This window comes from Kitasatospora sp. NPDC004799 (genome assembly GCF_040609095.1).
In the GTDB taxonomy this organism is placed as follows: Bacteria; Actinomycetota; Actinomycetes; order Streptomycetales; family Streptomycetaceae; genus Kitasatospora.
The window spans coordinates 1-2,191 of sequence record NZ_JBEXJK010000703.1; the positions used below are offsets into that span (position 1 = coordinate 1).

Sequence of the window (2,191 nt, forward strand, 5' to 3'; positions counted from 1 at the left end):
TGGTGGTGCACCTGGTGGCGCTCGCCGGGGTGGCGGCCGACCAGGACGTGGCCGGAGCGGTGGCGGCCGCGCTCGGCACCGGGGACGAGGCGGGGATCGCCGCCGCGCTGGGCCCCGGGCCGGTGCTGCTGGTGCTGGACAACTGCGAGCAGGTGGTGGGCGGGGTCGCCGACCTGGTGCACGCGCTGGTCGCCGCCCGCCCGGACCTGCGGGTGCTCACCACCAGCCGCACCCCGCTCGGGATCTCCGCCGAATCGGTGTACCTGCTCCCGGAGTTGGACCGGGCGGCCGCCGTCGAGCTGTTCACCCAGCGGGCCCGCGCCGCCCGCCCCGACGTCGACCTGCCCGCCGCCGCGGTCGCCGGGCTGTGCGCCCGGCTGGACGGGCTGCCGCTGGCGCTGGAGCTGGCGGCGGCCCGCGTGCGGGTGCTGGCGGTGCCGGAGATCGCCGCCCGGCTGGCCGACCGCTTCGCCCTGCTGCGCGGCGGCCCCCGGGACGCGCCGCAGCGCCACCGCACGCTGCAGGCGGTGGTGGACTGGAGCTGGAACCTGCTGGACCCGCCCGGCCGGGCCGCCCTGCGCGCGCTCTCCGTCTTCCCCGGGGGCTTCACCGCCGAGGCCGCCGCGCAACTGCTCGACGGTTCCGACGCGTTGGGCGTGCTCACCGTCCTGGAGGACCTGGTCGACCAGTCCCTGCTGCGCCTGGCCGACACCCCGAGCGGCGGGCGGTTCCGGATGCTGGAGACCGTCCGCGAGTTCGGCGCGGCCGAGCGGGCGAAGGCGGCCGAGGACGAGGCCGTCACCGCCCGGTTCCTCGGCTGGGCCCGGGAGTTCGGCCTCGCCCACCACGACGGCCCGTTCGGCCCGGCGGCCGTACCGGAGTGGCGGCTGGTCCGGGCCGAGCAGGACAACCTGGTCCACGCGCTGCGGCTGGCGCTCGCCGCCGGGGACGGGCCGACGACCGCCGCCACCGCCGCCGTCCTCGCCGGGCTGTGGACCACCGAGGGCAACTACGTCCGGCTGCTCGCCCTCGCCGAGTCCACCGGCGGCCCGGTCTCGCGGCTGCGCCCCGGGCCCGGACTGCTGGAGCCGGTGCGCACCCTGACCGCGCTGAGCACCGTCAACACCCTGCTCGCCGCGGGCGGCGGGCTCGGCACCGGCACCGGCGCGCTGCGCCTGCTCGCCGTCCTGCGGCGGCTGCCCCCGGCCGCGCCGGACAGCCCGGTGCGGGCGATCGCCACCGTGATGGCGGCCGTCCCCGAGGTGTTCGGCCCGACGCCGGGCGGCCCCGATGAGACGGACGAGGGCCCGGACGGCGGCCCGCTGGCGGCCCTGTGCGCCGCGCCCGAACCGCTGCTCGCCGGTGTCGCCGAGGCGGTGGCCGCCTACCGCTGGGAGAGCGCCCAGCGGCTGGAGCGGGCCACCGCCGCGGCGCGGCGGACGCTGGCGGCCGTCGAGGCGCTGCCGGTGCCCTGGCTGCGGGTGCTCGCGCTGGCCCGGCTCGGCGAGCTGCACCTGCAGGGCGAGCGGGGCGCCGAGGCGCTGCCGCTGCTGCGCGCGGCGATGGCGGAGCTGGACCGGCTCGGCGACTGGAACGACATGCTGGGCCTGCGCTGGGGCATGGTGATCGGCAGTCTGCAGGCCGGGGACCCGGACGGCGCCGAGCACTGGCTGGAGCTGGCGGTGCGGCACCGGCCGGCGGAGGCCGTCGACCTGCTCACCCCCGAGCTGGGCGCCCGGGCCGAACTCGCCCTCGCCCGGGGCGACGTGCCGGGCGGACTGGCGCTGTGGCGGCGGTCGGTCGAGCTGCTGGCGGGCCTCGCCGCCGAGTCCTCCGCCGACCGGTCCTGGGCGCTGGAGCTGGTGGCCGTCTGCGTGGCCGCGCACGCCCGGCACGGCGAGCTGGACCGGGTGGCCGCCCTGGCCGCCGGCCTCCCGCGGCGGCTGGCCGAACTGCTCGGCCGGCCGGCCGCGTTGGTGGAGGGCCCGCTCGCCGGGACGCTGCTGCTGGCGCTCGGCCTGGTCGCGCTGGACGGGGGCACCCGGGACGGCGACCCCGAGCGGACCAGGCGCGGCGTACGGCTGGTGGTGCTGGCCGAGCGGTTCCGCTGCCTCCAGGTAGTGGTCCCGGAAGGTGTGGTTCTGCGCCGGGTCCAGCACCTCCAGCAGGGCGGCGGCCGGGTCGCCCCGGT

General features: G+C 79.3%; 1 pseudogene. It reads left to right on the forward strand.

From position 1 onward, the window contains the following. Positions 1–2,191, forward strand: a pseudogene (locus ABZW03_RS40085) (AfsR/SARP family transcriptional regulator); the annotation flags it as partial.